Origin of the sequence: Clostridium sp. MCC353 (assembly GCF_018785315.1) — a bacterium.
GTDB lineage: Bacteria > Bacillota > Clostridia > Lachnospirales > Lachnospiraceae > CHH4-2.
The window spans coordinates 121776-147898 of record NZ_WQPN01000127.1 but is presented as its reverse complement, the minus strand read 5'-3'; the positions used below and the strand labels follow the sequence as shown (position 1 = coordinate 147898).

Annotated in this window: 17 protein-coding genes; 3 read left to right on the top strand and 14 right to left on the bottom strand. The window is 47.7% G+C overall.

Features of this window, described 5'->3' with window-relative positions; translation table 11 throughout:
• Window positions 1-77 precede the first annotated feature (77 nt).
• Window positions 78-794 (bottom strand): trehalose operon repressor, encoded by a 717-nt coding sequence (treR, locus tag GPL15_RS20720; RefSeq protein ID WP_215700570.1) that lies wholly within the window; start codon window positions 792-794, stop codon window positions 78-80.
• 345 nt (window positions 795-1139) lie between these two features.
• Here treR and GPL15_RS27610 point away from each other — a divergent pair, with 345 nt between their 5' ends.
• Genes GPL15_RS27610 through GPL15_RS20710 form a run of 3 tightly spaced genes read left to right on the top strand, consistent with a single transcriptional unit; the run spans window position 1140 to window position 4959 of the window.
• Window positions 1140-1502, top strand: a complete 363-nt coding sequence (locus tag GPL15_RS27610; RefSeq protein ID WP_252198533.1) for a hypothetical protein — start codon at window positions 1140-1142, stop codon at window positions 1500-1502.
• Window positions 1438-2427 (top strand): extracellular solute-binding protein, encoded by a 990-nt coding sequence (locus GPL15_RS20715; RefSeq protein WP_252198532.1) that lies wholly within the window; start codon window positions 1438-1440, stop codon window positions 2425-2427. The genes GPL15_RS27610 and GPL15_RS20715 overlap by 65 nt, the downstream gene beginning before the upstream one ends.
• Before the next feature lie 12 nt (window positions 2428-2439).
• Window positions 2440-4959: a response regulator gene (locus GPL15_RS20710; protein WP_215700569.1), complete on the top strand. Its 2520-nt coding sequence runs from the start codon at window positions 2440-2442 to the stop codon at window positions 4957-4959.
• Between the two features lie 101 nt (window positions 4960-5060).
• On the opposite strand, the gene GPL15_RS20705 is transcribed toward GPL15_RS20710, so the two are convergent.
• From GPL15_RS20705 to GPL15_RS20645, 13 genes are all read right to left on the bottom strand, one after another.
• Window positions 5061-5630 (bottom strand): HD domain-containing protein, encoded by a 570-nt coding sequence (locus tag GPL15_RS20705; protein ID WP_215700568.1) that lies wholly within the window; start codon window positions 5628-5630, stop codon window positions 5061-5063.
• Window positions 5631-5665: 35 nt separating this feature from the next.
• Window positions 5666-8011 carry a ferrous iron transport protein B gene (gene feoB, locus GPL15_RS20700; protein ID WP_215700567.1) on the bottom strand — a complete coding sequence of 782 codons (2346 nt, stop codon included), beginning with the start codon at window positions 8009-8011 and terminating at the stop codon, window positions 5666-5668.
• 232 nt (window positions 8012-8243) lie between these two features.
• Window positions 8244-10085: an ABC transporter ATP-binding protein gene (locus tag GPL15_RS20695; protein WP_215700566.1), complete on the bottom strand. Its 1842-nt coding sequence runs from the start codon at window positions 10083-10085 to the stop codon at window positions 8244-8246.
• A 3-nt stretch (window positions 10086-10088) separates the two neighbouring features.
• Window positions 10089-11990: an ABC transporter ATP-binding protein gene (locus GPL15_RS20690; protein ID WP_215700565.1), complete on the bottom strand. Its 1902-nt coding sequence runs from the start codon at window positions 11988-11990 to the stop codon at window positions 10089-10091.
• A 366-nt stretch (window positions 11991-12356) separates the two neighbouring features.
• Window positions 12357-14180: an ABC transporter ATP-binding protein gene (locus GPL15_RS20685; RefSeq protein ID WP_215700564.1), complete on the bottom strand. Its 1824-nt coding sequence runs from the start codon at window positions 14178-14180 to the stop codon at window positions 12357-12359.
• Window positions 14170-15888, bottom strand: a complete 1719-nt coding sequence (locus tag GPL15_RS20680) for an ABC transporter ATP-binding protein (protein ID WP_215700563.1) — start codon at window positions 15886-15888, stop codon at window positions 14170-14172. The genes GPL15_RS20685 and GPL15_RS20680 overlap by 11 nt, the downstream gene beginning before the upstream one ends.
• Window positions 15885-16343 (bottom strand): MarR family transcriptional regulator, encoded by a 459-nt coding sequence (locus GPL15_RS20675; RefSeq protein WP_215700562.1) that lies wholly within the window; start codon window positions 16341-16343, stop codon window positions 15885-15887. Before GPL15_RS20675 ends, GPL15_RS20680 begins: the two co-directional genes overlap by 4 nt.
• A gap of 160 nt (window positions 16344-16503) precedes the next feature.
• On the bottom strand, window positions 16504-18381 hold the full coding sequence (locus tag GPL15_RS20670) for an extracellular solute-binding protein (RefSeq protein WP_215700561.1): 1878 nt from the start codon (window positions 18379-18381) through the stop codon (window positions 16504-16506).
• Between the two features lie 7 nt (window positions 18382-18388).
• Window positions 18389-20914 (bottom strand): response regulator, encoded by a 2526-nt coding sequence (locus tag GPL15_RS20665; protein WP_215700560.1) that lies wholly within the window; start codon window positions 20912-20914, stop codon window positions 18389-18391.
• A gap of 229 nt (window positions 20915-21143) precedes the next feature.
• Window positions 21144-24200 (bottom strand): efflux RND transporter permease subunit, encoded by a 3057-nt coding sequence (locus tag GPL15_RS20660; RefSeq protein WP_215700559.1) that lies wholly within the window; start codon window positions 24198-24200, stop codon window positions 21144-21146.
• A complete protein-coding gene (locus tag GPL15_RS20655) occupies window positions 24193-25308 on the bottom strand; it encodes an efflux RND transporter periplasmic adaptor subunit (RefSeq protein WP_252198531.1) in 1116 nt (371 codons plus the stop codon). Before GPL15_RS20655 ends, GPL15_RS20660 begins: the two co-directional genes overlap by 8 nt.
• Before the next feature lie 149 nt (window positions 25309-25457).
• Complete coding sequence (locus GPL15_RS20650; RefSeq protein WP_215700558.1) at window positions 25458-25646, bottom strand: cysteine-rich KTR domain-containing protein; 189 nt, start codon at window positions 25644-25646, stop codon at window positions 25458-25460.
• Window positions 25639-26112 carry a helix-turn-helix domain-containing protein gene (locus GPL15_RS20645; RefSeq protein WP_215700557.1) on the bottom strand — a complete coding sequence of 158 codons (474 nt, stop codon included), beginning with the start codon at window positions 26110-26112 and terminating at the stop codon, window positions 25639-25641. The genes GPL15_RS20650 and GPL15_RS20645 overlap by 8 nt, the downstream gene beginning before the upstream one ends.
• Between the last annotated feature and the right edge of the window lie 11 nt (window positions 26113-26123).

The window sequence follows — 26123 nt, the reverse complement described above, 5'->3', positions numbered from 1 at the left end:
CCATCCGCCTGAACGGTTTCGGGCCTCACATTCCCTGGATCCCCGGCGTTACTTCCGCCAATCAACTAAATAAAGATTTACTCCACCTTCCTCTTCGCAAAATCCACAAACTTAAACTTATCCGGCCGATGTCTGGATTCTGTGTACTGAAACAGCGTAGAGTCTTCCAAATACGTATAACTTTTTACCACCACCACCATATCATAACTCTTTAAATCCAGCATCCGCTGGTCCTCTTCCGTTACCGGGTGAACTGTAATTTCTTTCATGGCAAACCCGATTTTCAGACCCATCTCCTGCTCCAGGTATTCGTAGATCGAATTCTGCGCCGCCCTCAAAGGAAGGTTGGGAACCGTCTTTCTGGAAAAATAATCTTTGTCTATGATGATTCGTTCCCCATCAATTTTCCTAATCCTGACCAGGGAAAACGCCTCTTCTTCCGGCTTTAACTGAAGGCAGTCCATGAGTTTTGAATCTCCCTTCACAATCTCTAAATTCTCCACAAGAGTTTCCACCACAGAAGTTGAATTTCTATAAATCTCTTTAAAGCTGGCTATCTCAGACACAGGGAAATTAAACTTGTTTTTATCCAGTATAACCGCGGCTTTCCCTCTGGATTTCTGTATATATCCATCCTGCACAAGCAGATTCAGCGATTTCCTCACCGTATCCCTGGACGCGCCGTAAAGTTCCATCAAATCTCCTTCCGAAGGAAGCTTATCTCCCGGCTTATACTCTTTTTTTTCGATCTTTTCCAGCAAGATATTATATAATTTCCTGTATTTGCTTTCCATCTTCCGCTCCTTAAATCTGCTATATGTTATAACGTATACTCTTTATATTATAACATATACGTATAAGAAGTCAACCATTCATAGCGTATCTTATCCGTATCTTATCCGTATCATATTAAAAAAATGAAACACCGGGAGGGCTGTTTTCTTAATATTAGCTGTTTTCTTAATATTAACTTTTTCCTTATTATCAGCCGTTTCCTTTGCATTGGCTGTTTTCCTTGTATTGCCTTCTTTGCCATGTTACAATAGAAAACATAAAAATCTGTGAACCTTTATTTTCTACCGCAATACTGCCGACAGATTAATACAATTACAGAATACATTGGATATGAGGTATATACCATGAAAAAAATGAGGTGTTTTTTGTCAAATGCCGTGATATTTGTTTTAGCGGCAGGCATACTTACCGGCTGTACTTCCCAGCCGGGGAAAAATATCATCTATGAAACGCCCGAACAGGATACGGAACCACAAACAAACCTGACTTTTTTTGGTTTTAAATACGAAGCGCTCAATGTTATGGCCATTGAAGATTCTCTCCATAGTTTTATGGACGACTATCCTGACATAAATATTTCTTATGACGGCATCAAAAGCCCCAAATATTTTGAAATCCTGGAAAAAAGGATTTCAACCGGCCATGGAGATGATATCTTCATGGTTGATCCGGGTTCTGGAATTTGGACAGCAGGGAAAACTGGCTGATCTCTCAGACCTGTCCACCCTTGAACACTTCAGCCCTCTGGCAAAAAGCCAGATGTCCGCGAACGGAACCATTTTCTATCTCCCCACCTCCATATCCGCTTTCGGTCTGTACTGCAATCTGGATCTGCTGAAACTGCATGAGCAGAAAATCCCGGAAAATCTGGCCGAGCTGGAAGAAGTCTGTGATTATTTTGTCTCACAGGGCATCACTCCGATTGTTGCCAATAACGACATCTCTCTTAAAACCGTCGTTCTTGCGAAATCTCTGCTCCCCTACTATCAGCAGGATGGCAGCGCCGATAAAATCAAGGTTTTCAACGACCGCCATGCGGAACTGGTAGAAACGCTCCGCCCCGGTTTTCTTCTGGTTGAAAAAATGCTGGAACAGGGATGGGTGGATTCAGAAGAAGCCCTTGTTACCGCAAAGACCAAGGACGATCTGATCCTGTTCGCAGAAGGGACACAGCCCTTTATGCTGACTGGCGCCTGGGCAGTTCCCCGCCTGCGCGATTTAGAGCCGGATTTTGAATTTGAGGTAAGGCCCTATCCCATTATGGAAGACGGCAGTGTTCTGGTCATCAATGTGGACACCCGGATCAGTATCAATGCAAAAAGCCCCCACTTAGAAGAGGCCAAACAATTTGTTGAATATCTGACACAAAACGATGCCATGTGGGAATTTGTGGACAGCCAAAGCTCGTTCAGCCCTCTGAACGAAAACCGCCTGGCGGAAGATACGGCAATCCAGTCCATCGGCCCATATCTCACCAACGGGCGCAGCGTTATCGGCTCCGACGACAATTTAAATTTTCCCATTTGGGATTTGTCCCGGCAGTGTATTACAGGAATGCTGAATGGAGACGATGCAGAGACAGCGGTTTCTCACATGAAGGCTCTGCTCAGTGACCGTTCTAAAATGGAATAGAGGTCATACATTATGAAAACAAAACAAAAACAAAATGCATTTCTTCTGGTTTTATCATTGGCAGTCATCCTGGTAGGAGGAATCTGTTACATCACCGGTGTACAGCGTTCCCTTTGGAACGAGGCGGTTACCGATATTTTAGAGGTGACCGCCCAGGGAGGCCACGCACTGGATATTTATATTGAGAAGGATATGGAAATGCTTCATCAGATGACCGCTCAGATAGCGGCTGATGAATCCAATGACGAACCGGCCCTTCTGAGCAAGATGCAGTTGTCCGATGACCTTCGCTCATCCTATATCTGTGTTAATCTGGATACCGGACGTCTTTATACGTCTTCTATTGATGATCCCATTGAATTGGAACCGGAGCAGCTTAATATCTTCCGCTCTTTCCAAGGCCGGGGGATCAGGGAACCCTTCCTGGACGGTCACACCGGCATCTGGACAATGGGTTATTATGAACGCTTCTGGTGGCCCGACGGTTCTGAAGGTTATGCGCAAAAGGCCCAGCCGCTGTCGGAAATTGCGGAACGTTTCTCCCTTTCCTTTTATAACAACACCGGCTTCTCCTATGTGGTGAACCGTGACGGCGATATCCTGATCCGTTCCAGGCACCGCAGCAGCAACCGCACGTTCCACAATCTATTTGACATCATCGATCTGCAGGGCAACGACCCGCTGGAAGTAAAATCCTTTCAGGGAGCTCTGTCCGGTGGGCAAAAGGGAGTGGCCCGTTTCCGGTATCAGGGAGAAGAGTATGTTTTCTGCTATGTGCCTATGGAGAGCAGCCCGGATTGGTATGTGGTTTCCATTGTTCCAAACCGCATCATCATGGAACAGGCGGACAATATCATACATAACTCACAGGTCTTTCTGCTTATAATTCTGGCCTGCAGCCTTGTTACAGCGGCATTTTTTATTCTGTACAGGAATTCAGCCAGCCGCATCCTTCTGGCTGAGGAGGATGCACGGAAAGCTGCCGAAAGCGCCAATCTTGCCAAAAGCCGTTTCTTGTCCAATATGTCCCATGATATCAGAACTCCAATGAACGCCATCATCGGGATGACCCGGCTTGCTTTTGACCACGCAGAGGAGCCGGAAAAAGTAAGGGAGTATTTAAAAAACATCAGCCAGTCCGGCCAGCTTTTAATCGGATTAATCAACGACATCCTGGATATGTCTAAAATTGAAAGCGGTAAAATGACCCTGAATAACGATACCGCTTCCTTAAAAACACTGCTGTCCGGCCTTGTAAATATTGTTCAGCCCACAATAGCGAAAAAGAATCAGACATTTGATATCCGTCTGCACCATATAGAGCACGAAACCCTGTACTTTGATTCCCTCCGCCTCAACCAGGTTATGATCAATCTGCTTTCCAACGCTGTAAAATTCACTCCAGAAGGCGGTTCTGTCTGTGTAGATGTGACGGAATCCCCTTCTGCCAGGGAAAACTGTGCGCATTTCACATTCCGGGTATCTGATAACGGAATCGGCATGAAACCGGAATTTCTGGAAAATATTTTTGATTCGTTTACGCGTGAACAGGACAGCCGGGTCACTCAGACCGAGGGCAGCGGCCTGGGAATGGCCATTACTAAGATGATTGTGGATATAATGGGAGGGATGATTTCCGTAGAGAGTGAGCAGGGAAAGGGATCTGTTTTCACCGTTGAACTGGATCTGGCGCTGCCCGGCTCCATTCCTGATGAGGACATGCTCCTGCCGCGGATCCGGGTTCTTTTCGTGGATGACGATTCCGATACCTGCCGGGCAGCAGGAGAATTTCTGCGCCAGCTGGGCGTGGAATTCGATATAGCAGAACACGGGCAGACTTCTGTGGAAAAGGCTGTATCCGCCCATTTTCAGGGTCAGGATTATGACTTGATTTTAATGGATTGGAAGATGCCGGATTTAAATGGCATTCAGGCGGCAGAGATGATACGCAGCCAGACGGGACACGATATCCCCATCATCATAATTTCCGCATATGACTGGAGCACCATTGAAACACAGGCGTTAGAATCGGGCATTAACGGGTTCATCCAGAAGCCTATTTTCAAGTCCAGCCTTTATTACTGCATTCTGAAACATGTGATGCATGCGGAAACTGCTGATGAAAAAAACAGCGATGTCATTGATCTTTCCGGACTCCGCATTCTGCTGGCCGAGGATAACATGCTCAACCAGGAGATTGTACGGGAACTGTTAACCGGAATGGGCGCCCGGATCGATACTGCGGACAACGGCCTGTCCTGCGCTGAAAAATTCGAACAGTCGCCGCCCGGATATTATGATTTAATCCTGATGGACGTACAGATGCCCATTCTAAACGGCTATGAAGCGGTGAAGCGGATCAGAAGCATGGACCGGGAAGACGCGTCCACAATTCCTGTCTTCGCCATGACTGCGGACGCATTTGCGGAGGACATCGAAACTGCCAAAAAAGCCGGCATGAACTGCCATCTGGCAAAACCGCTGGATATTCCGGTGATGATACGGGAACTGCGGAAGTATTTAGACCTATAAAAAAGAGAGGGGACGGCAAGGGATAACTTGTCATTTCCTCTCTCTTTTTGTATTCCTGCCCCATCGGCAGTCACATTAACACCAGAACGGCAGGCTCCGGATCACCTCTCTTTTCCGGTCATTTTCATTCTTGTCTCATCATCCAGCTTCCTGCGCAGCTCCTCCAGTTCATCACTGCCCCGGAAATATTCTTTCCCATATTCCAGATTGAAACCGTAATCAAAATTTTCCGAGTTCTTCCCCTGGTTGTGCTGGATGATGGTTTCCGCTTTATCCAGCGCTTTCACAAAAAGGGCTTCTTTTGATGAAGCGTTGGCGTATTCCAGCCAGATATTCATATATTTTGTTCCAAGTCCTTCAGGCAGCAGGGAACATACCCTCTCCACCGCCCGGCCCTCGTCCTCAGCCTTTTTTCCGGCGTCCGGATGCAGTGCCGCTGAAATGTCTCCGTCATAGATTTCCCCCAAATCATGAATCAGGCACATGATCAAAGTCTTTCTGCCGTCCAGCTCCGGAAATTCCTCCAGCATCACGGCTGCAAATAGCGCCAGCCTCCAGGAATGTTCTCCTGTGCTCTCCTGCCGTCCCGTGGACTGCCACGCAGTGCGAAGGACTCCTTTTAACAATTCCGCTTCTTTAATAAATTCTATATAACGCTCGACCGCACTCATCTGACGTCCTCCATATTCCCCGGTTCTTCAAATTATTAAAATAACAGCATGACCGTATGTACAACAAATGCCGCTGCCCAGGCGACCGCGCACTGTCCAAACACCACCAACAGCGCCCATTTGCCGCCCAGCTCCCTTTTAACGGATGCGACAGCAGCCACACAAGGCGTATAGAGCAGGGAAAATACAAGGAGCGCCGCCGCTCCGGCCGGAGCCAGCACGTGAAGCAGCTCTTCCGTCGAACCAAAAAGTACGGATAATGTGGATACAACGCTCTCTTTTGCCATGAAGCCTGTAATCAATGCGGTTGACATCCGCCAATCACCAAAGCCCAGCGGTTTGAACACCGGAGCGATGATCCCGGCCGCAGCGGCTAACATGCTGTCTGCCGAATCCGACACCCTGTTCAGGCTTAAATTAAAACTCTGTAAAAACCAAATGATAATGGTTGCCATAAAGATGACCGTAAACGCCCTCTGCAGGAAATCCTTGGCCTTCTCCCACAGAAGCTGTCCCACATTTTTCGCCCCCGGCATGCGGTAATTGGGCAGTTCCATCACAAACGGCACAGGCTCGCCTTTAAACATAGTGCCTTTCATGATCAGCGCGGACAGAATACCCATAGCGATTCCCAGGAAATAGAGCCCCACCATCACAAGCGCCCCATGGCTTGGGAAAAATGCGGCGGTAAAAAATGCATAGATCGGAAGTTTGGCGGAGCAGCTCATAAACGGAATCATTAATATGGTCATTTTCCTGTCCCGTTCAGAAGACAGGGTGCGGGTTGCCATAACCCCCGGCACGGAACACCCAAACCCAATGAGCATGGGCACAATGCTTCTGCCGGAAAGCCCCATCTTTCTCAACAGCTTGTCCATGATAAATGCCACCCGCGCCATATAACCGCTGTCCTCCAAAAGGGACAGGAAGAAAAACAGGGTGACAATCACCGGAAGAAAGCTGATCACACTGCCGACGCCGCTGAAGATTCCATCTATGACCAGGGAATGCAGGGCTTCATTGACATGCAGGGCCGTCATGCTCCGGTCCACCAGGCCGGTAATCATGGTCACTCCCATGTCGCAGAGATTCTGAAGGGCCGCTCCAATCACATTGAACGTGAGCCAGAACACAAGGGCCATAATCCCTATGAACGCCGGAATGCCTGTGTATTTGCCGGTCAAAGTCCTGTCAATTTTCCTGCTTCTGATCCGTTCTTTGCTTTCATGCGGTTTGATAACCGTGGCCTCACAGGCTTCCCCTATGTAATCGAAACGCATATCGGCAATGGCAGCGGCACGGTCCATACGGCTTTCATTTTCCATCTGCAAAATGATGTGCTCCAGCATTTCTTTCTCGTTCTGTGTCAGATTCAAACTTTCCGCCACAATCTGGTCGCCTTCCGCCAGTTTACTGGCTGCAAAACGCACCGGAATGCCTGCTGCCTTTGCGTGGTCTTCAATCAAATGCATGATCGCATGGACGCAGCGGTGAACCGCATTTTCTCCTCCGTCCGCATTGCAGAAGTCGATTTCCCCCGGACTTTCCTGGTATTTTGCGATGTGCAGGGCATGGCTCACAAGCTCCCCGATTCCCTCTCCCTTTGCAGCGGAAATGGGAATGACCGGAACTCCGAGAAATTCCTCCAATTCATTGATCAGGATGGAGCCGTTGTTTTCCCTGATTTCATCCATCATGTTGAGGGCAATCACCATGGGGATATTCAGTTCCATGAGCTGCATGGTCAGATACAGATTCCGCTCTATATTGGTAGCGTCTACAATGTTGATGATCCCCTTAGGCTTATCCTTGAGCAGGAATTCCCTGGTCACGATTTCCTCACTGCTGTACGGCGACATGGAATAAATCCCGGGAAGATCGGTGATCAGAGTGTCTTTATGCCCTTTTATCACCCCGTCTTTCCGGTCTACCGTAACGCCCGGAAAATTCCCCACATGCTGGTTCGAACCGGTTAACTGGTTAAACAGCGTTGTTTTTCCGCAGTTTTGATTGCCCACCAGCGCAAATGTGAGGATGGTTCCCTCTGGCAGCGGATTGGCATTCTCCTCCACATGATATTTTCCGCCCTCGCCGAAACCGGGATGCTGGGCTTTTTTTCTCCTCCTGATCTTCGCTCTGCTCACCGCTTCTTTTTGGTAAGCCTCGCCGATTTCTATCTTTTCCGCGTCTTCCAGACGCAGTGATAATTCATAACCGTGAATCCTGATTTCGATGGGATCCCCCATGGGTGCGTATTTTACAACCGTTATCTCCGCCCCCTGAATCAGGCCCATGTCCAGAAAATGCTGTCTCAGCGCACCGCTTCCTCCGACAGACACAATCTTGGCGGTTTTCCCTATTTCCAAATTGCTTAAAAACATCAGCGCCCTCCTCTTTTGTTAGTCATGTCTAATCATAATACCATATGACCCGGAACGCAACTACCAAAAGGGAACTTTCGAAATATTTATGGGTAAAACCGTAACAATTCAAATAGGTCTGCGCATTGACTGCGCAGACCACACGAAAAACATAGCGGCTGCAGGCATCCGGCCACCAGCCGCATATTCAATATCTGGGCTTCATGGATAACCGCCAAGGGTCCCATCCGCGCTAAACGCTCTGCTCTCCTGCATATACTTTCATAGCCGCCTCTTCCTCAAACTGTCTGGAATACAATTCATAATAATACCCTTTTTTATCAAGGAGTTCCAGGTGGGTGCCCCGCTCTATGATCTTTCCGTCCTTTACAACCAGTATCAGATCCGCCTGGCGGATTGTGGATAAACGATGGGCGATCACAAATGAAGTATGCCCTTTAAGCAGATGGTTGGTCGCGTCCTGGATCAGCTTTTCCGTCTGCGTATCGATGGAGGAAGTGGCCTCATCCAGAACAAAGATGGCCGGATTGGCCAAAACCGCCCGCGCAAATGAAATAAGCTGCTTTTCGCCTGTGGAAAGCAGGCCTCCGCTCTCACCCACATCGCTGTCGTAACCTTTTTCCATTTTTTCAACGACCTTATCCGCAGACACATTTTTCGCGGCTTCCATGATCTCTTCATCCGACGCGTCCAGACGGCCGTATCTTATATTTTCCCGCACAGTGCCTGAAAACAGATGGGGATTTTGAAGCACATAGCCGATCTGGCTGTGCAGCCAGAGCTGGGACCTCTCCCGGTAATCCACTCCATCGATCAAAATCCTGCCCTTGGTGGGTTCAAAGAACCTGCCCACCAGATTCACAAGGGTGGATTTCCCCGCCCCGGTTTCACCCACAATCGCGACATTCATGCCGGCAGGCACATGGAGGTTAAAATGTTCCAGCACATATTCCTTACCGTCCGGATACATGAAGGAAACATCTTCAAATACAATGTCTCCGCGGATCTTTTCCCAATTTTCCCGGTTTGGCGCAAAGGAATCCCCGTATTTTTTTAACACGTCGGGCCGGTCCACAACATTGGGCCTTTGTTCCAGCAGATCCATCACCCGCTCTATGTTCGCCTGACAGGAAATCAGGTCTGCCAGCAGTCTGGCAAGCTGCTGGATCGGCTCAAATATTACAACCGCATAAGAGATAAATACAGACAAAGTTCCCAGTTTAATGAGATTTTCCCGCACCATGTAGCCGCCCTTTGCCAGCACAACCGCCGAGGCCACAGAACTGAAAAACAGAATGGCCGGAATATAGACCGCATTCAGCTTCGCCGAACGGATTGCCGCCTGATGCATATCCGATGTCTTTTCGAAGAAACGTTCTTCATTGTCCTTTTCAATTACCATGCTCTTTGAGGTTTTAACGCCGGTAATGCCTTCATTGTATGCGCTGGTGATCTGGGAATTGATCCTTCTCACCTTCCGGTTCCATTTCAGGATCCGGTTCTGGAAATACACGGTCAGCAGGGCGATGCAGGGAACGATCATGGTGATTATGAGGGCCAGCCGGGCATTCAGCAGGAACATGATCACAAACACACTGACCACATAAATCAGGGCCCAGAACATATCCACCAGCCCCCATGCTATCATGCCAGCGATTTTTAGCGTGTCACTCATCACCCGGGCATGGATGTAACCCACAGGCGTGGTATTATAATAGGAAAATGACAAGGTCTGCAAATGCTGGAACTGGGCTCTTTTTAAGTCTTTTCCCACATTCATCTCTATGGTGGTAGCCGCATGGACCGACAGATAGACACAAACAGTCTGGGCCGCGATAACCAGACTGTAGACCAGCGCAAACACCCCCAGCCCATCCATGCGGTCCGGTATGATAAACGTATCAATGGCATAGCTCTGGAACAGCGGCACCAGGATATCCACTCCTGCCAGCAGGACATTAAGTCCCAAAGTAACCGCGAAAAATTTTTTATAAGGTTTAAAAAACGGGGCCAGTTTCATCCATATCCCGAAACTGAAGGGATTATTATACTCTTGTTCTTCATATGCTGCCATCTGTCATCCCTCCATCTTCTTTCTGTCGTCACGGCTCATCTGTATCTCATAAATCCTGCGGTAGATTCCATTTTTTTGTATCAGCTCTCCATGGGTTCCGCATTCCTCGATTCTGCCCTGGTTTAAAACCATGATCTCATCCGCTCCCATGAGCGAAGTAACTCTGTGGGATATCAGGATAACTGTCGCATCCCGCATATGCTCTTTCAGCGCCCGGCGGATGTTATAATCCGTCTGGGAATCCACTGCCGACAAGGAATCATCAAATACCATAACCGGCGCTTTCTGAAGCAGCATCCTCGCAATGGCAATCCGCTGTTTCTGCCCTCCCGACAAAGTGACGCCCCGCTCCCCAACGAGCGTCTCATATCCGTCCGGAAAGCCCATGATGGCATCGTCAATACAGGCGATCTGCGCCGCATAACGAATTTCTTCCAGAGATGCATCCGGTACGGAAGCCGCTATATTCTCCCGGATGGTTCTGGAGTATAAAAATGGCTCCTGCAGGACCATCCCGATATTTCTTCTCAGTTCCTCAAGGGGAATCTCTTTGATTTCCCTGCCTCCGATATAAATATTGCCCCGGCCATCTTCCAGCTCATACAGCCTGGAAAGCAGTTGGATGATCGTAGATTTCCCGCTTCCGGTGCCGCCTAACACACCAAAAGTCCTGCCCTGGGGGACTGTGAACGAGACATCCCGGAGCATGTCTTTTCCTTTTTCGTATCCGAAAGATACGTTTTGGAAGGAGATGTCGAATTTTTTATCGGCGTGTTTTTGGCGTGGTGCGGGGGCGGTACTGGCGTTTTCAGCCTTTTCATTGTCCATCACTTGGGCAGCGTTGTCTTCACCATTATTTTCAGCCCCTCTTCCATATGCTTCTTCTTGGGAGCGGATGATATAATCCACACGTTCAAAAGAAACTCCGGCTTTACTCATATCGGAAAGAATGCGTCCAAGGCCGCGGATCGGCCACACGAGGGTCGAATTGTAAGCGGCAAAGGCGATGAACTCACCAACGGATATAAAACCATTGACCGCTTCCGACACTCCGAATATAATGACCGCAACCACCTGCAGCCCCGTGATCAGATCGCCAATCCCCCAGTACAGCCCTGATAAAGACCCCAGGCGGATCCACAGCCTGGCAAAGGCGTCATTTTTCTCGTCAAACCGTTCCATCTCGAACTGCTCCCGTCCAAACGCCCGCACCACACGAACTCCGGTAGCATTCTCCTGGACAACGGTGGAAAGCTCCCCCTCCGCTTCATCCGCAGTTGTGAACCGTTCTGCTATCAGTTTATAAAACACAGTGGAATACACGATTACCACCGGAACGAACAGCAGGACAATGCAGGAAAGCTTCACGTTCATGGAAAACATCATTACAAATGACGTGATCACCAGAAATGCGGTTCGGAACACTTCCAAAAGCTGCGTTACCACAAATCCCCGGATCACTTCCACATCGGAGGTACAGCGCTGGATAATATCTCCTGTCTGGTTCTTATCATGCCACTTCATGGGAAGTTTCTGCACATGGATGAACAACGCGTCCCTCAGGTTTTTAGCGAAATTCTCCCCCGCTTTTGCCGTGTTGGTGCGGCTGATATAGGTAAATAACCCTGAAGCCACCGCAACAGCCACGATCATCAGCGCCAGTATCCACAGGCGGCTGTAGAAATAACTTCCCTGCTCCCCGCTGTTTCCACTGAGCACCTCATCAACGCTGAACCGGAAAATCTGCGGTGTCAGGGCGTTCAATATGGTTGAAATCAGCGATGCCGCTACTGCAAGGGTGAAATAGCGTTTGGAGCCTTGAAGGAATCTGAATATCAGATGAATCTTTCTGTATTTTCCATTGTTTCTATTGTTTCTAAATTTTGACTTATTCGTTTTTTCCATATTTTTTTACCACATACGGCTCAAACAGGCCGCATTTCTTTTTTATATTATTTGCACTCTCTTCATCATATTATTTACAGTTTCTTTTGGCAGTACGAAAAAAGAGACGATTGATCGCCTCTTTTCTTAGGTTCTCTTAATGGCGGTGACACACCTGGTACTTAGTGTAGTATACATGATGTGGGTAGGAAAATCAATAGCTTTCGGATGATGAAAATACATGGATGGGATGCGGCGCAGCCCGCTTTGTGAGAGGCATTTAGCCGGGCGCTTTGGTATAGATTCTCTTCATTTGCAGATAATATTTTAAACAATTATATGGGGATTTTTGTACTTATAAAAACCGCATAAAAAGGTCAGCCGTTTCTAATTGGCTGACCTCAAATTTCCGCTCTGGGTATGGTACATATCTGCATATCTGCCGCCCAGGGCGATCAGTTCATCATGACTGCCCTGCTCTGCGATCCTGCCGTCTTCAATCAAAATGATGCGGTCCGAATCCCTTATGGTGGAGAGCCGGTGGGCGATGATGAAAGACGTTCTGCCTTCGCATATTTTCAGCATGGCTTTTCGGATTTTCTGCTCGGTGATGGTATCAACCGAACTGGTGGCCTCATCCAGAATTACGATCGGGGCGTTTGTCAGGACCGCCCTGGCAATTGTAAGGAGCTGCCGTTCTCCCTGGGAAAGCTCATTGCCGCCCTGTTCCAGAACCGTATGATAGCCATGGGGAAGGCGTTCAATGAACCCGTCCGCGCCTGCGATGCGGGCCGCTCTCTGCACCTCTTCCTCACTTGCGTCTTTATGTCCATACCGGATATTATCCAGAACGGATTCCGCAAACAGCGCCGTATCCTGCAGCACCACGCCGAAGGTACTGCGCAGGCTTTTCATCTTATAATCTCTCAGATCATGGCCGTCCAGGGTGATTTTACCGGAAGTCACATCATAAAAGCGGGTCAGAAGATTAATGATGGTTGTCTTTCCTGAACCGGTGGGGCCGACAATGGCCACCTGAGTACCGGCAGGAATCTGCAGGGAAATATCTTTCAAAACCGCTTTTTCCGGAGTATATCCAAATTCTACCTGATGCAGCGCAATCGTTCCACGGGTATCCTTTAAATCCAGCGCGGCCGTTTTGTCCTCCGGCTCAGAAGGTTCATCCAGAATCTCAAAAACACGTTCCGCGCCTGCGACGGCTGTCTGAAAATTATTGTAGATGTTGGCGATCTCAACGAACGGCCTCGTAAACTGCCGGACATAGAGAAGAAAACTGGTGATCAGCCCAATGTCTCTGATCGTGCCATTGATGAACAATACCCCGCTGAATACGGCAAGGGCAACGTAACAGAGGTTGTTGATCACATTCATTAAGGGCATCAGATAACCGGAACAGACCAGGGCCTTGATGGACGCGCTGCACAGATTATCATTGTTCAGCCTGAACTCCGCTTCCATCTGTTTTTCCCTGCAAAAGGTTTTCACAACCGCCAGGCCGGATATGCTTTCCTCAACCTGGCCATTCAGCGTCCCAAGGGCCTTCTGCTGTGCCGCAAACAGTTTTCTGGTCCGTTTTGTAATGGCTTTTGTCAACAGAAAGATCAAAACAATGCCGGCCAGGGAGACTAAAGTCAGCAGCGGGCTGAGACAGACCATCATGACAAAGATGCCGGTAATGGTGAAAAGGTAGGTTAAAAGCAGTGTCAGGGAATTGGAAATCGTGGTGCTGATGTTGTCCACGTCATTGGTCAGCCGGCTCATCAGCTCACCGTGCTGCTTTCTGTCAAAAAACGCCAGGGGCAGGGTCTTTATATGGTCAAATAAGACCTTCCGGATATGGCGGATGATGTTCTGGCCGATGGAGGCCATAAAAAACTGCTGCAAAAACCGGATCAGCCAATCGCTGATATACAGCCCTGAAAGTATGCTCAGCACAAAAATAATCGCATCCCCGTTGACGATCATCGTCACAATCTTCCCTGTGAGATAGGGGGAAAAAATGGACGCCGCCGAGGAAAATGCGGATAGCAGAAGGATCCATCCCAGCCCTTTTCTCTGCCCTTTTGTCAGCACCCAGAGCCTGCAAAGGGTCCCTTTCATGTCTTTCGGTTTCACCACAACCCTGCCGTGGCCGGGACGGGAAATCCCGTTGAGGTTTCTCGGAGGAACCGCTATATTTTTATCTGCCATTTCGTCTGCCTCCAATCTGAGATTCAAAAACCGCTCTGTATAATTCGCTGTTTTCCATAAGCTGTTCATGGGTACCAAAGCCCTGTACGGAGCCATTTTCAAGGCAGAGGATCTTGTCTGCGCGCATCACGGTGGAAATCCGCTGGCTGATCAAAAGCACCGTAAGGCCCTTGAAATGTTCCCTCATCCGGTTCAATACATCGGCCTCTGTCTGTGCGTCCAGCGCGCTGGTACAGTCATCCAGAATCAGAATCCGGGGATTGCGGACCAAGGCCCTGGCGAGGGAGAGCCGCTGCTTTTGGCCGCCGGACAGGTTGACGCCTCCCTGCTCCAGCCATGTATCATATCCTTTATCTGTCTTTAAAATGAATTCATCCGCACAGGCCGTCCTGGCCGCCGCCTGTATCTCTTCGTCACCGGCGTCTTCTCTGCCCCAGCGCAGATTATCGCGGATGCTGCCGGTGAACAGCAGCGCTTTCTGCGCGGCCACCGCCACCGAACTTCTCAACAGCGTTTCATCGATCTGTGTCACATCGCAGCCATCTATGAGAATCCTGCCCTCCGACACATCATAGAGCCGGGGGACCAGATTGACCAGCGTTGTTTTTCCAGATCCGGTGGGACCGATGATACCAACGGTTTCGCCGGGACTGATTTTAAAATTGATGCCCTTCAGGGTTTCTTTGCCCGCCCCCGCATAGGCAAAGGAGACATTTTCAAATGTGATTTCCCCCTTGATGTCCGGCCTCAGCGGATGCTCAGGGTACTGCTGGGCCGGCTTCTCGTTAAGGACTTCCTGGATTCTGCCGGAAGAGGCCATGGCGCGGACCGCAACATTTATGACATTGGAAATCATCGTGACCGCAAATAATACCTGGGTCATATAATTGACGGACGCCATCAGTTTACCGATTTCAGAGCCATTCTGGTTTTTCGATATCCACAGGAGCAGTATGATGCCGAAATTCACAGTCAGATTGATCAGCGGTGAAAATGCCGCTACAATGCGCAGGGCGGCGGTATTCGCATTTGCCAGTTCCGTGGATGCCCGGTCAAATTTGGCGGTTTCCTCGTCTTCTGCGTTAAACGCCTTCACCACCCGTACAGCCGACAAAAACTCCCGGGTCACGCCGTTTAATTTATCCAGTTTCTTCTGCACCACTCCAAAACGGGGATAGCCAATCCTCATGTTCCCAAAAATCAGAAACGCCACAACGGCGATGATTCCGATCATGACGGGAGCCTGCCTGGGCGTCTGAATCAGAATCAGCACAATGGCTCCCACACAGGTGATGGGGGCTTTTACCATCATCCGCATAATGCTGTTGATCAGATCCTGTATCTGGGATACATCATTGGTAATCCGTGTGATGATGGATGCAGGCTGCAGACGGTCAATATTTTCCAGGGAAAGCTGCTGGACATTGTGATAGATATCCTGACGCATCTCTTTTCCGATGGTCTGGGAAGTCCGGCTGGCAAACCGGCTGCGCATTACGGCGGAAACTGCGCCCACCAGGGCGATCAAAAGCATGATCATTCCATAGTGCAGAATCTGGCTTATATCTGAATTGGCAACCCCCTTATCTACAATAAAGGACATCAAAGTGGGCTGAAGGAGGTCTGCCATGGCTTCCATGGTCAGAAACAGGGTGGATAACAGAAATATTCCTATATGCCTGCGCAGATACTGTAAAATCAGCCTCATATCGTCTTTTTCCCCCGCTTTCCCGGCTCTCCGTAAAGATCCAGCCAATGAGCCGTCATTTTTTCAAGTATAGAAAGCAGTACCGCCTTTTCTTCGTCTGATAAAACAGAAAACATATCCCTCTTCTTTTTTTCACGCTCTGCCAGGGCAATCGCGGCTTTTTCCTCCCCTGAAGGGGTTAACGTGATGTTGACGGTCCGGCGGTCCGCTTCGCTTTCCGTCCGTTCAATCAGCCCCGCAGATTCTAATTTGGATAACACTTCGCTGGCGGAACCGGATTGAATTCCCAGGTGTTCTGTCAGCTCTGCCTGGGATACCAGCCCGTTTCTCAAAAGAATGGTTAAAATCCGGTTCTGGCTTCCCCTTCCTCCGGACGTATGCTGCAGGACGTGGACAACATTCCATAGATTCTGCATGAGTTTGCCGTTAATATCTTTGTCTTTGTATGTAATCAATATGGATCCCTCCTTAATTTGCTCGGTACCTTGTCATTATACTTCGGCCAAAGCCATATGTCAAGGTACCTTGTTATTATACCTATGGAAAAGAAAAAGAACGAAGCAGCGCGGCTAAGGCCACGCTGTTTCGTTCTTTAACAGGCGTTTCGCAAAACATTTAATATTTTAACCGGATACGGTTTTTATCCGGATCAACCTTTTTTTCTGCGGTCACATAATCCATCAATGCGTCTGTCATCGTAATACCGGTTTCTATCCCCTTGAGTTTCCACTCAGGAAAAGCTCCTTTGATATAGGAAAGGGTATACAGGATATCCGGCTGCAATTTGCTGCCGTTCTCCATTGTCACGTCTGAAACGCGTTTTCCCTCTTCTTTCTCCAAATGATAGGTGAGCTTTAAACCGGAAACAGCAAAGGGATGAAAACGGCTCACAGCTCCGTCCTTCTGCTCTTTTTCCGACGTGGCGCCGTACTCCAGCAGCGCCAGCAGTTCATTTCCTGTCACGGAAATGCTCATACTCATGAAAGGCGTATCCATCTGGGCCTGTGTCATGCGGACAATGTCATCTTTGGTGACGGATCCCCTGTACAGCGTTGCCCTGATTCCGCCCACAGGATCATAGCCGTTCACCTCCGATACGCCAATCAAGGCAATATCCGTACCGGCCGCGGCACGCAGGGCGTCCGCTTTTAAACAGCCGGCCTGAAGCATGGTAAAATCCGCCTCTGCCTCCCCGAGAGCCTGTACAGGCGCAGCCCCCTGCTGTAAAATAAGGCTGCATTTGTCCAAAATCGCTTTGCTGTCCGTCTCCCCTCGTATGAATGCCCCGATCTCTGTTCCCAATACAGACGAAAACATATCATAAGTAGGGCGCATAATATAGCGTCCGCTTTCTATCTGAGTGCATATCTGCTCCAATACGGGATCATCCGGAATCTCAGCCCCAATTGTGGCAGGCATCATACCAAGTCCGTCCATCACCAAAAGATTCTGCCCCTCCTTTGAGGCGATAAAATCCATGATCTCCATTACCGCTTCCCGCTTCTTTTCATTTCCCGGCTGCTTCAGGTCTTTGTTCGCTCCGAAAAAATACCCCAGATTCAGAAGCCATCCCTGTCCATCCGTCATACTGAAGTGAGGCATAAAACAAAACTCATCCTCACTGCTGGTGTTGAGCAGCCGAATGTGGTCGATTTCCCCGCTTCCAATGGCGACCTCACGGTTGGCCATCGCCTCCAGATTGGCTTTAAACGGCACATCCATATCTTCCACCCGGACAGCCCCATTCTCCATCATGCGCCGCATATCCTGAAAGGCGGTTTCCATAGGTTCTAATGAGACGTTTTCCCCCGCCATGAGTTTATTATGCCAGTTCTGTCCCTCTACCTGGGTCAGCGTGTCCAGCGCGGAAAAAACACTGTACTGATAAATCTGGTAGCTCTGCGATGCGGAATCAAAATAGCTGTTTCGAAATCCCCGGATTCCGGTCTGGTCAATTTTCCGGATTAGAGCCAAAAGCCCTTCATAGTCTTCGGGAACTGTCCAGCCATTCTCCTCAAAGAGTGTTTTATTATAAACATTGCAGTTAAAACTTAACGGCCCCGGAATCAGGGTTATATGTCCGTCTTCGTCTGCCTGAAGTATATTTGAATTAAAATTTGCGGGAAATGCCTGTGTGGACAGATCAAGTAACCGTCCGGTCATGTTAATCTTGGGTATGTGGCCTGCCTTCACCATTATGATATCCCCGAAATCATCATTACCAATACGGGCAATGTGCTCGCTGATCCGATATTGCCCCGTATAACAGTCCTGTATCAGTCTGATATCGGGAAAACGCTCTTCCACAGAAGCGGCAAAATGATCCAGGCTGGTATTACATGTAATGGTTATGATAAGCTGATCTGCATCCGTCTGTGGAATTCCCAGCATATTTTCGTTGACACCAGACGCCGGCGCCGAACATCCTTTCAGCATTCCCACCATAGCCAATATACACGCAGCCGCTGATAATATGTTTTTATGTTTTTTCATTACTGCCTCATTTCTGATCTGCCATCTGCACATGTTTTCTGATCTCTTTCATCATAGCCGCCATATCCAGCGGTTTGGCGAAATGCGCATTCATTCCTACCCTCTTCGCCATCTCAATATCATCTGCGAATGCATCTGCTGTCATTGCAAAAATCAAAACCCGGCCTGCGTCTGCGCGTTCCATCTGCCGGATGGCTTTGGCTGCCTCATATCCATTCATGACTGGCATCTGTATATCCATAAAAATCATAGCGTAATAACCAACCGGTGAGTTTATAAAGCGTTCCACCGCCTCCTGCCCGTCATGCGCCGCATCCACCTCCGCGCCTGTATAAGACAGCATCTCCTGCGCGATCTCCAGGTTTATATCATTGTCATCTACCAGCAGAATCCTTCTGCCTGACAGAACGCTGTGTTCCAGCTCTTCTTTGGGCTGTTCCCAGTCACAATGAAGGTAATGTTTCTGAATATTATGATAGAGCGTGGACTTAAAGAACGGCTTTTGAATAAATCCATTGATACCCGCTTCCCCTGCTTCCACTTCTATGCCGGACCAGTCATATGCGCTGATAATCAAAATAGGAACCTCTTCACCTACAAACTCCCGGAGCTCTCTCGCCGTATCTGTTCCCTCCAGATCCGGCATCCGCCAGTCCAAAAAGATAATGTGATAATCTTCTCCTTTTTCAGCAGCCGCCTTTGCCTTTTCAACTGCCTCTCTGCCCCCATACGCAGCATCCGCTTCTGCGCCCAGTTCCTTCAGATAGGAGGCCGCTGAACGGCAGGTATCCGGATCATCATCCGCCACTAATACACGGATCGGAGGAAGTATCATCTCCTCCGGGGCGCCTGCCACAGGGAGGTCCATCTCCACCGTAAATACGCTTCCGCTGCCCGGTTCACTCTCAACTGCTATGGTGCCTCCCATCATCGTCACGATCATTTTTGTTATTGCCAGTCCCAGACCGCTCCCCTCGATTTTATCGATCTTGCTGTCCCGCTCTCTGGTAAATGAGGTAAACAGGTCCTTCTGAAATTCCGGGGATATACCGATACCTGTATCCGCCACTTTAAAAATAAGATGGACAAACTTATTATTATCTGTCGGTTCTTCCGTCACATCCAGGCTGATGCTGCCTCCTTCAGGAGTGAATTTCACAGCATTTCCCAATAAATTAATCATGACCTGGTTCAGGCGCAGCGAATCGAAAATCAAACTCTCATGCCGGATATTGTGAAGCCGGATATTGAATACCTGCTTTTTCCGGAAGACTGTGGGCTGGGTGATGCTGACCAGGTTCTGCATCACCTCTACCAGGGATGCCGTATCATTATTCAGAGCCATTTTACCGCTTTCGATTTTGGACATGTCCAGGATATCATTGATCAGCCCCACCAGAAGGCGTCCGGACAAGTCGATTTTTTTCAGGCAGTCCTTCACCTTCGCAGGTTCTTCTAAATGTTCCTGTGCGATCTTGGTCATCCCGATAATAGCGTTCATCGGAGTTCGTATATCATGGGACATATTGGAAAGGAACCGGCTTTTGGATTGGTTGGCAGTTTCCGCAGCTTTACGCGCTGCCTCCTCTGCCCGCAGCACTTTTTTGGTCGAATCCGAATAGAGCAGAATGAACGCGATCACAATCAGGGCTCCGATCAGAAACATGCACAGAAATGTTACCATTGATGACCGCATCAATCGTCCGCTGACTACATTCACAGGCACCATAGTGACCAGATGCCAGTCATCCACGTCCACAGGCGTATGATTTAAGTAGTATTCCTTGTTCTCCATATGAACTGTCATAAGTTCCCGACGGCCGTTTTGTATGTTATTCCTAAGGGTGTCAAGGGTTCCCCGCTTGAACTCTGCTTCTTCCAGACTATTTATCAAATTATATCCGGTTATGCTGTTTTCCTGGCTGGACCGGAAAAGGGCTACGCCATCCTGATGAATGATATACATCATTACTTCTCCGTCATAGGCCTGAATATTCAGCATATCAAAAAGATTCTGGCTGTTATAGACCACGCCTAAGGCACAGAATGTCTTTTCACCAATGACCTGTTTATCGATGGGTATTAAAAATATCAGCCTGCCTTCTGTAGTAAGCATGTTATCGAGAATAATCGGCTGTTTGTCTGTAAGCAGTTTCGTTGTAACTTCCTTATTCGAAAGCAGGGAAAAGGACTTTTCCCTGTCGTAGTACATTGCATCCTCATCCACAAGACATAAGGAATCAAATCCAAAATCTTCTTTCTTATCCTGAATATAGCTGCTCAATACCGTCCAGTCATCACCGGACAAATCTACTAAATACCGGTAAAAGACATCCAGCATATTCCACTGGCCACGGGACTGTTTTTCAATGGATGAAGCGATCTGCCCGGATAACTCATCCAAATGCTGGGAACCTTCCTCATATGCAGTCTGACGTATCAGCATGGCATTGAAAACAAGGGTGGTGATTACAAGAACTCCGAAACCTGTAATAAGAGTTTTTCTCCAGAACTTCATAAAGAACTTTTTCATAATATCCGAGTCCAATCTATATTTTTTATATAAATGACCGCAGAATTTCATTCTTGGTATGTATACAGAATTATTATAATCGAGGAGAAATAGATAATCAACATAAACTTCTGCGTATTTGTATTTAGTCTGCTCTTTGTCGTTTACAAACCAATCCGCCGAATAATTACTACAAACTCAGATAACACAAAATATAACTCTGTTCCAGGAAATCTCAGCCATTTTCCCCTTATATCTCAGGACAAACAGATCCTGCCATGCCTTTTCCCCAATTCTTTTTTTTCATATTGTGTACTACCAGATAATAGGTCGGCAGAAGGACCAGTGTTAGTGCAGTGGATGCCAGAATCCCACCCACGTTGACCAGCGAAAGATCCTGCATCATTTTACCTGATTTCCCAAAGGCGAGGGCACTGGGCATCATGGCGATAACCGTTGTAAGCGTTGTCATAAAAATAGGACGCATGCGGATTGCTCCCGCTTCTACCAGCGCATCCAGGAGAGGCATCTCCTCTAATAACTGCTGAACCGTCTCTACATATAAAATCCCATTATTTACAACCGTTCCCACCAGCATCAGAAAGCCCACCATGGAAGTCATGCTGATCGGGCTGTCTGCCAAAAACAAAAGGCCGAAAGAACCAATCAGGGCAAATGGAATGGTGCTCATAACCATAAGTGAGTATTTTGGAGCCTGAAACTGTATGGCCATAACAATAAATACAAGAAAAACTCCTGTGATCAAAGCCCTTCCCAAGGCACTCATTTCCTCCATCATATCCTGATCTCCTGAGCTGGCAGCAGGATATACGCCCGGAGGCAGCTTCCATTCGCTTACAAATTGGCTGATACTCTTTTTGGCTGTCCTCTCAGCCCCTGCCTGCGGAGACATGGTAATTGCCACCTGATACTGCTTGTTGTTGCGCTCAATCTGGGCAGGTGAATCCTCGTAACGTATCTCACCTAAATCTTCCAATGGCAGCGACGCGCCTGAAGCAGTGCGGATTCTCATTCCCTGAAGCTTATCGACCGTATTATACTGTTCCGGATCATATTCTACTATGACGTCGGCCTCATCGCCGTTCATTCGAATTGTGGTGGCTTTTATTCCACTTAAATTGTTATAAATTTCCGCGCCAATTTGGGAAGACGTCATTTTTTCAGTCTGGGCTTTTATGGGATCAATATCTACCTTGATAATAGAAACCGCATTTTCAACAGAGGAATGTACCTGCATGACATCTGTGCGTCCACGCAGCCCGGCTGTCAACTCTTTAGCGGCAGCCTTCAGAACATCATAATCCGTGCCCTGAAGATTGACTGTAATCTCATCTTCTGAGCTCACTCCTCCCATAGTCGATCCTTGTTCAATTTTAATGGAACAGTTTTTATAATACTGGGTATCCTTTCTCCATTTATTCACCATCTCATCGGTTGACAGACCACCTTCTTCTTTCAGATATGCCCTAATCTTCACTTCACCAATGCCGCCATAAGTGTTCAGTCCGCTGGAGCCAAAGGTCAGAAGATAGTGATCTACATCTTCCTCAGACATTACCATATCTTCCAGTCCCTTTACCACTTGATTAACAGCGTCCACCTTGAGCCCTGGTTTTACTTTGACCGTCATATCAACAATGCCTTCATCAATACTGGCCATCATATTTACATTAAGCTTTGACGCCACAAAAAAAGAGAACGCCAGCAATCCCAGGCTCAGCCCAAATACCATTTTTTTTCTCGTAATGATGGACGGCATATATTTTCTGTATCCTGCCTGCAGGAATTTAATCATTCCGTTAGCCGGAGCTTTAGCCTTTTCTACCGGCTGCCATTTTAAGTAGCATAAAGGAACAATAATGACTGCTGAAAACAAGGAGGCAACCAAACAAAACACTATAATAAACCCCAGCTGCTTAAACATCTGTCCCGATATGCCGTCTAAAAGAGCCAAGGGCAGAAATACCACGCAGGTTGTAGCAGTTCCGCCAATAATAGAGCCCAGCATGGTCCGGCTTCCTTCTACGGCCGCCTCATAAAAGTCCAGCTTTTCTCTGGCTCTGAAACAGCCATCCAGAATATTTATAGAGTTATCCACCATCATTCCCACGCCCAGAACAAGGGATATCATGGAGATTTGGTTTAAGGAAAAATCCATCGCACTCATTGCAATGAGCGCCAGTACAACCGATATGGGAATAGAGGTACCAACTATGACGGAAGCCTTAATATCGCCATAAAACAGCCACAGAATCAGCATGGACAGGATAATGGCGATAACCAGCGTGGTAATTACATCATTCAGAGCATCCAGGATAATGATGCTGGAATCATTTACAATGTCTATCTGAATGCCAGGCATACCAGTCTTCATCATCTCAATCTGAGCCATCACCTGGTTGGAAACATCAATAGCAGTGGCATTCTGCACTTTTTTAATTTCTACAGATATAACATTCTCACCATTGTACCGGCCTATGGAATTAGGATCTTCCAGTGCCTCATAAACCGTTGCAACATCCGACAAATGGATGGTTTCCCCGCTGGGGAGAGGAATAACTATGGATTTTAAACTCTCCGTGTTCTTATAATCATTTGCTGCGCTGACACTGAAGTCACGGTTTCCTACCTCAACGCTGCCAGCCGGAGCCGAAAAATCAGCGCTGCCCACAAGCTGTGCCAAAAAAGACATATCCAGATGATATTGCTCCATTTTCTCCGGTTTCACCTCAATCCGGGTATATGCTTTCTGTCCGCCTGATATGGATACCTCCCCTACAGCGCTAAGTTTCTGAAATTCCGGAACCAGTTTTTTTTCCACATATGTATACAGATTCCCTTGTGCATTGCCGCTTATGGCAAGGGTTACCACAGGCTCCGCATTAAAATCCAGCGCCAGAATACTGGATTCCCTTGTTTTTTCAGGCAATTGTCCTTTTACACCATCGATGGCCTTTTTTAAATTAATATAAGCTGTATCCATATTCGTTCCAAATTGGTATTGAATAATGATGATTCCGGCATTCTCCTGAGCAGTTGTGTTAACGGATTTAACACCGTCTAATGACGAAATAGCATCCTCCTGTTTCCGGATTACCAAGTCATTCACATCTCCCGAAGCGGCTCCCGGATAGGGAGTCGAGACTACCAAGAGAGGCAGTTTCATCTCAGGCTGCAGTTCAATCTTTGTTCCCATAAGGGAAGTGATACCAAAATAGGCGATGGTAAGCAGGCACAGTATAATGGTGATTGGTTTGCGAAGCGCATATTTGGTCAAATTAATCATTTCTGCTCACCTGCCTATCCAGCACATCTTCCTGCAAGCGTTTATCGCTCTGACCTTCCTGATCTAACAAAACCTCCTGTCTATCCAGCAGTTCATTGCTCCAGCTGGTAATAATCCGGCTGTCACCTGTCAGGCCGTATTTCACTTCCATCCGCTCAGAATCATAGATTCCTGCCTCTATCTCCGTCTTGCTGGCAGCACCATCCTGATAGCAATATACAAATGGAACTCCATTGTCATAATCTACGATATCGACAGGAACGGTAAGCACGTTTTCTGCCCGGCTCATCACTGTTGTCAGTTTAATCCTCGTTCCATTTGTCAAACCTTCTGTTCTGGGAAGCCGTGCCTTTACATCGTATAGTCCGGAGGATGCGTTCACCATGGTGCTGATTTCCGTAACATATCCTTCATATGTTTCTCCATTTTTCTCTATGGTAATGCTGTCATTTAACGACAGGTTTTCTAATATCCGGCCTGTAACACCGAATTTCACCTGAAGTTCATCCGTTCCCGATATGACACAGATTACCCTTGAGGGATCGATTTGCTCAAAGGGTTCCACTGTCCTGGATTCGATTATTCCGCTGATGGGTGCTTTCACTGTGGTATACGACATTTGCAGTTCGTACTGGTTTTTGGCCGTCTCATAGGCAATTCTGGCACTTTTTTCCGCACTCTCCGCCTGTTCCATTTCCTGCTGCGATACATACCCCGCCCCAAATAAAACGCGGATACGCGCAGCGTTATTGGCTGTGTCTTTTACGGAAACGGCAGCCCCGTCCATCTGAAGCTTTAAAGTAGTAAGGTCATCTGAATCGATTTTAATAAGCGGCTGGCCCGCTTCCACCCATTCTCCTGACTGAACATAGACCTCCAATACCTGACCGCCTATTCTAGGCTGTACGGAAACACTGGTCTCCGGCTCCACAAATCCCACCATATCTGTATATAGAACAATATTTCCTGTTTTAGGCTTATCGATTGTGACGGTAGGACGGACTTCGTATTGCTCCACAGGCTTCTTCCGCATAAAAATAGTTGTTCCTGCTCCAATCAGTACAAGTGCTAATACTGTCAGAAAAATCTTTGTTCCTTTATGTTTCATTTCTTTCACTCCTCTATTTAATAATAAATAATTTTTACTACCCGGCTTTTATAATAGAATCCTGCCTATGGCATTCTCTGCCTGCGGCGGGTCGTTTCAGCGACATAGTTCCCTTAAAATAAATAAGAGCCAGTGAAGTACTTCATACTTCATTGGCTCTGCGTCTTGGCGTCTGGCTCTTTATGAACGGTCAATTTTAAATCCATAACACTAATCAAAGTTTCCTGTCTGCATTTCGGGCAAAACAATGGAAAATTTATCAGTACAGTATCTTCTCTTACCTGCATTCTTGTTTTGTTTTTACAAACAGGACAAAAAATCCAATTCTCGCTATTCAACCTGACTCCTCTTTTCCTCTTTATTCAGAGCACGCTTCAGCGCGGCAATTGCCTTCTGATAGCCTTGCTCATAAGCATCTCCAAATTCCATCAACAGTTTCTGCTGATTCTCAGTTAATTTTTCCCAGGGGCTCATCTCTGCCTCCAGCATAAAACCAATCACTTTATCTGCATATTCTTTCCCGTCAGCGCTTAATTTCACCTGCTTATTCCTACGGTCCTCCTTCATTTCCGTGAGCTCCACATATCCTTGCTCCCAAAGGGATTTTATGATCATATTGACGGTTTGCTTGTTGTAATGACTTCGCTCACAGATTTGTTTTTGCGTACATCCCTGGGGGATTCCGTAAATAATTCCCAGCACAGTCAACCCCATAGATGTCAATCCCGCAACTTGCGCGTATTCATTCATTATCTTCTCAATTGATGTCCATCTTTCCAATAATAACTTTCTGTTCATTTGCATCTCCTTATTAG

What these genes read in the sequence shown, in the direction of transcription:
- GPL15_RS20710 (WP_215700569.1), top strand. Translation starts at nt 2,440, where the DNA reads ATGAAAACAAAACAAAAACAAAATGCATTTCTTCTGGTTTTATCATTG.
- GPL15_RS20660 (WP_215700559.1), bottom strand. Translation starts at nt 24,200, where the DNA reads ATGATTAATTTGACCAAATATGCGCTTCGCAAACCAATCACCATTATA.
- GPL15_RS20690 (WP_215700565.1), bottom strand. Translation starts at nt 11,990, where the DNA reads ATGGAAAAAACGAATAAGTCAAAATTTAGAAACAATAGAAACAATGGA.
- GPL15_RS20645 (WP_215700557.1), bottom strand. Translation starts at nt 26,112, where the DNA reads ATGCAAATGAACAGAAAGTTATTATTGGAAAGATGGACATCAATTGAG.
- feoB (WP_215700567.1), bottom strand. Translation starts at nt 8,011, where the DNA reads ATGTTTTTAAGCAATTTGGAAATAGGGAAAACCGCCAAGATTGTGTCT.
- GPL15_RS20665 (WP_215700560.1), bottom strand. Translation starts at nt 20,914, where the DNA reads ATGAAAAAGTTCTTTATGAAGTTCTGGAGAAAAACTCTTATTACAGGT.
- GPL15_RS20715 (WP_252198532.1), top strand. Translation starts at nt 1,438, where the DNA reads ATGGAGATGATATCTTCATGGTTGATCCGGGTTCTGGAATTTGGACAG.
- GPL15_RS20685 (WP_215700564.1), bottom strand. Translation starts at nt 14,180, where the DNA reads ATGGCAGATAAAAATATAGCGGTTCCTCCGAGAAACCTCAACGGGATT.
- GPL15_RS20680 (WP_215700563.1), bottom strand. Translation starts at nt 15,888, where the DNA reads ATGAGGCTGATTTTACAGTATCTGCGCAGGCATATAGGAATATTTCTG.
- GPL15_RS20670 (WP_215700561.1), bottom strand. Translation starts at nt 18,381, where the DNA reads ATGAAAAAACATAAAAACATATTATCAGCGGCTGCGTGTATATTGGCT.
- GPL15_RS20695 (WP_215700566.1), bottom strand. Translation starts at nt 10,085, where the DNA reads ATGGCAGCATATGAAGAACAAGAGTATAATAATCCCTTCAGTTTCGGG.
- GPL15_RS27610 (WP_252198533.1), top strand. Translation starts at nt 1,140, where the DNA reads ATGAAAAAAATGAGGTGTTTTTTGTCAAATGCCGTGATATTTGTTTTA.
- GPL15_RS20705 (WP_215700568.1), bottom strand. Translation starts at nt 5,630, where the DNA reads ATGAGTGCGGTCGAGCGTTATATAGAATTTATTAAAGAAGCGGAATTG.
- treR (WP_215700570.1), bottom strand. Translation starts at nt 794, where the DNA reads ATGGAAAGCAAATACAGGAAATTATATAATATCTTGCTGGAAAAGATC.
- GPL15_RS20655 (WP_252198531.1), bottom strand. Translation starts at nt 25,308, where the DNA reads ATGAAACATAAAGGAACAAAGATTTTTCTGACAGTATTAGCACTTGTA.